Below are 7,463 nucleotides of genomic sequence, written 5' to 3' on the forward strand. Positions count from 1 at the left end.
ACCATTATGATATAAGATACTTTTCACTATCTATATAACTATTATAATATAGAGTATATTAAAAAGCTAAGTGTATGGGTGTTTGAAACTATATAAGAATTTTATGGCAGAGAGGAAGGGAAAGTTAGAATAAAATAACAAAAAAATACATATAACCACGTACTGGGACTTTCGCGACTCTATCAAAATCTATAAATCATTAAAACAAGTTATTTTTTGGCGCAGTAGCCACTATTATCTATCCCTTTTCAATGAAAAAAGTCTTTTAACAAATTATCAATGTTTACCTTATAAAATCTGCTATATAGAACATTTTATAACGTTTACTATGTGAGGGTACATATTTATGGTCTGCAAACGTCGCTACAGCGATAAACGTTATAAAATATGTTAAATTATAATGTTTTAGATTAGTAAATATTTCCTATGCCTATCTATTTTAGGATTTTATATAAAAAGGTGCATAGTATTCGTTGAGTCAATATTTGGCATAATGAAAGGATCTGTGGAATACTCCATCTAAAAAAGGGAACATGTCTAAGTCTACTGAAATATCAAGAAAAAATAAGTTAGTTTACTTTAATGTTTTCCTCTTTTACTGTCCAAATAAATACAACGGGTATAAATATCAAAGTCATCAATGTCCCCATAATCAATCCACCAATTGCCACTGCCCCTAATGGTGCCAGTCTCTCTAGCCCTATAGCAGCACCTTGTGCTACAGGAAGCATTCCTACCGAGACTGCAAATGCTGTCATAAGTACAGGTCTTGTACGAATTTTTATAGACTCCAGCATAGCTTCTCTTTTATTCATTCCTGTCTGTATCTGTTCCAATGCAAAGTGAATGAGTAAGATGGCGTTATTTACAATGACCCCAGAGAGCAACATAAAGCCCATCATTGCCGGCATAGAGACATGGTATCCTATAGCGAGCATCGTCCATGATGCTCCGATGATGGTAAGAGGAATAGAGAAGAGTACCATTAATGATATCTTCACATTACCAAACATAACGATAAGGGCAAAAAAGATAAGGACCACAGCAACTGTAATGGCACCGACCATTCGTTCAGCTGAAGATTTAAACTGTTTTATGTCTCCTATCTGTTCTAACTCTACATTCTGAGGAAGCTGTACCTTTTCGAGCTGTTTCTCAAAGTTTGCCATGATATGGGATATAGCACCTTTTTCTCTATTACCATACACTTCAAGAGTATATGCTAAACCCTCTCTAGTGATACTGCTAGGCTCTTTCGTGAAGTCCAATGTAGCTATTTTGTTTAAAGGAATTTTACCTTTAGATGTGTCAATAAGCATACTCAAGATTGTATCAAACTGATTTATCTGTTTTTTCGGTAACCACACTCTGACAGTGTAATCCATACTGTTAGCTTTAGGGAAGGTCGCAACTGGTGCACCTCGTAAGGCTAGTTGAAGTTGTGCCGTTACATCTGAACGTTTGAGTTCATAACGCAATGCTTCAGACTCATCTATATTGAGATTATAAACTACTTTATCCATATCCCAAGTGGTAGAAGTGGAGATGACACCTTGTGTTTTTTGTAAAGCTTTTTCCACTTCATATCCAGCTTTTGGTAATGCATTCAGATCCGCACTACTCAACTTTGCATCCACGGAGGCACGGATGCTAGCAAGTGCCGTCGCACCATAAGGGGCAATATCTAGATATTTTACATGAGGAATTTTCGCAATCTCTTTACGCAATGCCGTAGAAATTTGCCAAATATCTTCTTCTCTTTTATATCTATCCACATAAGTAGCCACAATAGAGAGATGATCTATGCCACTCCCACTACCGATACTGAGTACTCCTGCTTCACTTCCTATACTCCCGGAAATACGTAAAATCTCTCCTTGTTTTCTGATAAGTATATTGACTTCTTTCATTATGGCTTCACTTTTCTCTATAGGAAGATTTTCATCTGTGGTAATTTTGATATTTACGCCACCTGTATCCATTGGTGGCATAAGCTCTTGCCCCACAACAGGCATCACTACTTTAACCGAAGTCACAAAAAGTGCAATGAGTACAGCGATTGAAATAAACCCTAAAAGTCTAGAAGCAGTAATAGACCTCACAATAGATGCAAAGAAACCTTGAATTATGTCATTTCCACGACCTATTACAGTATGAAAGCTATTCTCAACTTTAAGCAAAAGAGGATTCTGGATCGCCAAGATGTAGAGTGAAAGCAAAGGCACTGCAATGATAGAAATAATATAGGATGCCATCAAAGCTAATAAAAGTGTACTAACAAGTGGTCCAAAAACTGTTTGAGGGTATCCGCCTATAAAGAGCATTGGGGCAAGTGCAATCATGGTGGTTACCGTACCGCTCAGGTCTGCAAACATAATCTCCTTGGTTCCATCAAAGACAGCAGTGCGTATCTCTTTACCCAATTCTCTGTAGTGTCTTTCGATATTTTCCATTACCACTACCGTATCATCCAACAATAGTCCCAATGCTAAGATAATCGCCGTAAGTGTGACAACATTAAAGTCTATACCCACCAACCACATCAACGCGATAGTTGAAGCATATACTAAAGGAATCGTGACAAGTACGATTAAAATCTGACGGAAACTTGCCAAAAATATGAAGACGACAATAGTAGACATGATAATTGCATCACGAAGAGACTCAAACATATTTTGTGTACTCTGCACAATAGTCTCTTTTTGGGTGTCACTCACTTCAAAGTTGATGTTTGGATATTGTGTTTTAAAATCATTAACAATATGCTCAACTTTATCAATAGTTTGAATCACATCAGCTGAGACAGAACGTTGTATAGATAGAGCAATCGCCGCTTTTCCATTTCCATAATACGCAGCAGAGTTTTCATAATGACCAAAATAAACTTCAGCTACATCTGAGAGTCTCACCTCTGAAGTAAGCATCAAAGCTTTGAGTGCTGCTACTTTTTTTCTTTTACCCTGTGATTTGAGCAGATAACGATGTTCATCATTGCTTACAAAGCCTACAGCATAGTCATTATCATTCTTTTGCAACGTAGCAATGATCTGTCCCAAGGAGAGATTGTAGCTATCGAGCATATTTTTATCGACAATAATCTGTAACTCTTTTTCATATCCACCAAAGATATCAACATTTGCGATACCTTTTGTTTTAAGCAGTTTATGTTTGATATCACTGCTGGCTAGATCACGGATATCTGCCAAGGTAAGTGCTGTATCATCCTTGGGAGACATGGCAACTACAAGGACAGGGGCTGTTGCTTCCGTAATTTTGATGACTTGAGGTTCTTTGATGTCTTTTGGAAGTTTTGAACGGATCTTTGAGAGGGCGGTAGTTACATCATTTACTGCTGTATCGATGTTCTTACTGTACTCAAACTCTGCTCGAATCACAGTTACTTCATCGATAGTGTTAGAGTAGGCACGGCGTATCTCATCTAAAGCATAAAGCTCCTCTTCAACAGGTACAGCAATGTTGCTTGCCATAGTTTTGGCTGACGATCCAGGCTGTACGATAACCAATGCTACTTCAGGATAGTTGGAGTTAGGAAATAGGTTTCGGTGTATTTTCCCATAACCCATAATTCCGGCAAAGACAAAAAGTGCTAGAAAAGAGAGGATAATATGAGGTTTTTTGAGAATCTTTTCTATCCATGAGTTGGACATTTTACTCATGTTTCACCCTTATGATCTGTACCTTTTCATGTGCTGGGAGTTTCACCAATTTTACTTCAGATGCTTGTGCGATTGATGTACTGGGACAAGGAGAGATAATCAGATGATTGTCATCTTGCATCTCAATATTTACCCGCAAAGGTCTAAATTTACCTTCTTTATAAGCCATTACAAACGTACCCTCTTTTTTATGCAACACTGTATCATTTGGGACGATACATCCCTCAGCTTCTTTTGTAAGAACTTCAATGTTTATGCTGCTTCCTACAGCTAAGTCAAGTATGGAAGTGAGTTTAACTTCTGCACTCATCAAACCATTTTTAGAAATAGTATAGATAGCTTTAATGAGACCTATCTTTTGACCCTCTGACCATACCTCTTGATCTTTTTTGATGGATGCATTCTTAGGTGTATACGAAAAGGTTAATTTTTTCACGCCGCTGCTCATACCAAGTATGGGTTTGCCTGAGGCTGCCAAATCACCTTCATGAAGCAGTATGGTATCTATCTCCCCATCAAAAGGAGCTGCTATCTTGAGATAAGAGAGTTGATGTTGAAGTTGTTCTATTCTCTGTATACTATTTTCTATAACCACCTCTTTAGACTGCATTGATACCTTAGAAATATCCAGTTTCTCTTTAGAGAGCCCCCCCACCTTAAAGAGCTTCATATTACGCATATAAATACTTTTTGCTAACTCCAAATCATTATGTTGTACCCTAAGTGTAGCTTTTAGTACTTCGATGCTCGATTGTAACTCCATCTCATCTAACTGTACAAGCACGTCACCTTTCCTCACCTTTTGAGACTCATCCACAAATACATCTTCTACGTAACCTGCCAACTTAGTTGAGAGATGGATACTTTTCTCTGAACCCACTTGTGCCAAATAGGACTCTCTATCTCTCATCATCCCTTGGGTGGGGTTAACTACAGATACAGTTACCGATGCAGCGCCAGGTAATGCCTCATTGGTTATTTCAGCTTTTCTACTCTCCAAAAGCCCTTTACCTTTAATCATAAGTGCAATTACTGCAATGATCACAATGATTGTGATCATCATTTTTTTTCTTGTCATTGGTTCATTCCTCTTTCTAGCAGATAATCTAGATAATAGATACTTTTTTTATAATTGTATTTACTCTCAATAAGCTTGGCATCTGCCAATTGTCTTTTTCCTTTTGCCAAGAGTAGATCATTTAGTGTTGCAACATCATTTTCGTAACGTACTTTTTCTATGCTTTCACTCTTTTTTGAGAGGCGAAGCTGTGCAGAGCTTCCCAAATACTCAGCATAACTCTGTTTTATTTTTTCTACCCCTTGGGTCAAAAGCTTTCGCAGGTCAAGTAATGTCTGCTCTTTATTAAAGGTAGCTTCCATCTTGGCTATTTTTGCTTGTTGCACACTCAAGTCCCGTTTACCAAAATCTACAAGATTCCATTTTACATTCACGCCCACTTGCCACAATGTTTCATTATCCCAATCTTTACTCGCTAAGTCTTCACCATAGTTTTTGCCGACATAACTTGAAAGATTCACTTGAGGGAGTTTTGCTGATTTACTTTTAGCTATCATTTTATCTGCTTTACTTAATACCATATCTTCCATCTCCACTTTAGCCAAACCAGATGCTTGTTCATAGAGTTTATTCACAGAATAATAAGTCTTTTTCACCTTGATGCTCAAGGGAGTCATTTCCCCTATATTTTTGCCTACTAGTGATGAGAGTGTGGCTTTTGTTATCTTTATATTAGAAACTAAAATTTCTTGTTGTGTTTGTGATGCCCTAAAATCTGACTGGACCTTAAAAAGATCTATCTTTGCTTTTTTCCCTATTTTTACTTCATAAGCGATTTGTGTTGTAAGTTTCTTAAGCGCCTGGGTATAGGAACGCTGTGCTATGGCTATCTCTTCTTGTGCCAAAATCGAAAGATAAAGCGATCTGATGTTATATATTAATTGCTCTTTAGTCAAACTTGCTTTCGCTGTCGACATCTGTTTTGCAATGTCATCTATCTCTATCTGTCTGGTTTGTGCAAATCCTGTAAAAAGTGGTACATTATATGTGATACCTGTTGAGAAGAGATCTTGTGTAGTACTGACATCACCCCCGCTACTAATAAGCGCGGGAGTAAGTGGCATAAGTGTACGTGGTGTATTATAATGCGTATAATCGCCTATAAGGTCCAGTGACCCATACTGCTGAATCCTACTCTCCTCACGCTTTAATTGTGCCAATTCTACTTGTGTCTGACTCTGCTTTATCACGGTGCTATGTTTTACAGCATACTGAATTAATCCATCCAAAGTACTGCTAAATAAAGATGTTGTAAATAAAATTATGTAAAAACTACGTATCATGCTTATTCCTAAATTATATTTGGTCCAATGGAAAAGTATACAATGAAACAACAAAGCTATCAATTTATTTGTCGATCTTTAGCTTAAAATCTGCATATGAACCCTATCTGAACAAGGACAGATAGGGTGAGAAAGTACCCCCCCCTTTTTTTGTATCTGATATACTTGAATACTTTTATTTCTTAACTCGTCAGTAAGTAAAATTTCTTTTACCCTCATCAAATGCTTCTAAATAATCACTGAGCGGATCATAAAGTAAGATCGAGTCAACTTCATCAAAAAATAAGGGATATTGCATTTTAAATGAAAAATAAAAAAAGTGTCTTGATATTTGTCAAGAAGTAAAAATTAAGGTACTTTATAGCCAGTTGCTGTTTGAACTAGTTTTTTCTCATTAACAAGTTTCGATAAATTGCGTGAAAGAGTTTCAGCAGTTATACTAAGTATAGAGGCAATTTCATATTGTTTGAGATCCAAGGCTAGTTTAGGATTTTTCTGATAAAAATTTAATATTTTTTCTTTTGAAGTTGCAGCAAGATTAAAATGTATATTTTGTTGGAGGAGATCGATTTTTTCAAGAAGTGACTGGATCATTTCATAAGATAGTCTAGAATGACTAAGAAGAAAACGTTCAAAACCATCAAGTGAAATTTTAAGAATAGACCCATCGGTTTGAAACCTCGCTGATGATGGTATTGGAATCTTTCTAAGGATAGCTGCCTCAGCAAGCAATGAATATCGGTTAAAATAGCCAATCACAACCTCATTCCCTTTACTGTCATGTTTATAGACACTCACTACGCCATCGATCAATATCATTAAATTTTCACTCATCTCTCCTTGTGTAAAAACGATCGAATCTTTATGATAATGAGATATATGTGCCACTATTGCGAGTTCACTGAGTTCTTTTTCACTTAATGAAGAAAACAAATTGATTTGTTTAAGTATATCTATAATATTCAGTTCTTTCATAATACCTAGCCCCCATTTAATTAAAACCTCCCCATTATAGCGAACTGTCTGCCAGTTGTATAACTGTGCTCCATGTCAAAACTTTATGAGGTTTTCAAAGTAAATCTTGATAGTGAATGTTAAAAATTAGTCATCATCTTCTTCGCCAAATGTTGCTAAAAGTCCTTTACTCAACTCTTTTGTTTCACTTGCTGACAATTTGGCATCAGGATGAGGAATGACATAGAACCAAGGTGGCATTTCACCCTCTTCAAATTCTTCTTTAGCTTCATGTCCCCCATTCTTTTTTTGTACGCCCCACATGGAGATATTAAAATGTTCACGACCTTCTTCCACATCATATTGAACTAACCAAGATATAGGAGCGATATTGCTGTACCAAGGCCATTTTGTTTCGTTACTATGACAATCTGCGCATGCACGAACAAACAATTCTTTTGTTTTAGGACT

At 36.7% G+C, this 7,463-nt stretch carries 5 protein-coding genes; all 5 read right to left on the reverse strand.

All coding sequences use genetic code 11. The features are described from left to right. Positions 1–569 precede the first annotated feature (569 nt). Positions 570–3,677 carry an efflux RND transporter permease subunit gene (locus tag ABZC96_RS06625; RefSeq protein ID WP_373029946.1) on the reverse strand — a complete coding sequence of 1,036 codons (3,108 nt, stop codon included), beginning with the start codon at positions 3,675–3,677 and terminating at the stop codon, positions 570–572. Beyond that, a complete protein-coding gene (locus ABZC96_RS06630; protein WP_373029947.1) occupies positions 3,670–4,755 on the reverse strand; it encodes an efflux RND transporter periplasmic adaptor subunit in 1,086 nt (361 codons plus the stop codon). The genes ABZC96_RS06625 and ABZC96_RS06630 overlap by 8 nt, the downstream gene beginning before the upstream one ends. Beyond that, positions 4,752–6,038, reverse strand: a complete 1,287-nt coding sequence (locus ABZC96_RS06635; protein ID WP_373029948.1) for a TolC family protein — start codon at positions 6,036–6,038, stop codon at positions 4,752–4,754. Before ABZC96_RS06635 ends, ABZC96_RS06630 begins: the two co-directional genes overlap by 4 nt. A gap of 348 nt (positions 6,039–6,386) precedes the next feature. Beyond that, positions 6,387–7,013, reverse strand: a complete 627-nt coding sequence (locus ABZC96_RS06640) for a Crp/Fnr family transcriptional regulator (protein ID WP_373029950.1) — start codon at positions 7,011–7,013, stop codon at positions 6,387–6,389. 126 nt (positions 7,014–7,139) lie between these two features. After that, positions 7,140–7,463: heme-binding domain-containing protein (locus ABZC96_RS06645; RefSeq protein ID WP_373029952.1), on the reverse strand; the 324-nt coding region annotated here is incomplete at its 5' end.

This window comes from Sulfurovum sp., from assembly GCF_041551015.1.
Lineage (GTDB): Bacteria > Campylobacterota > Campylobacteria > Campylobacterales > Sulfurovaceae > Sulfurovum.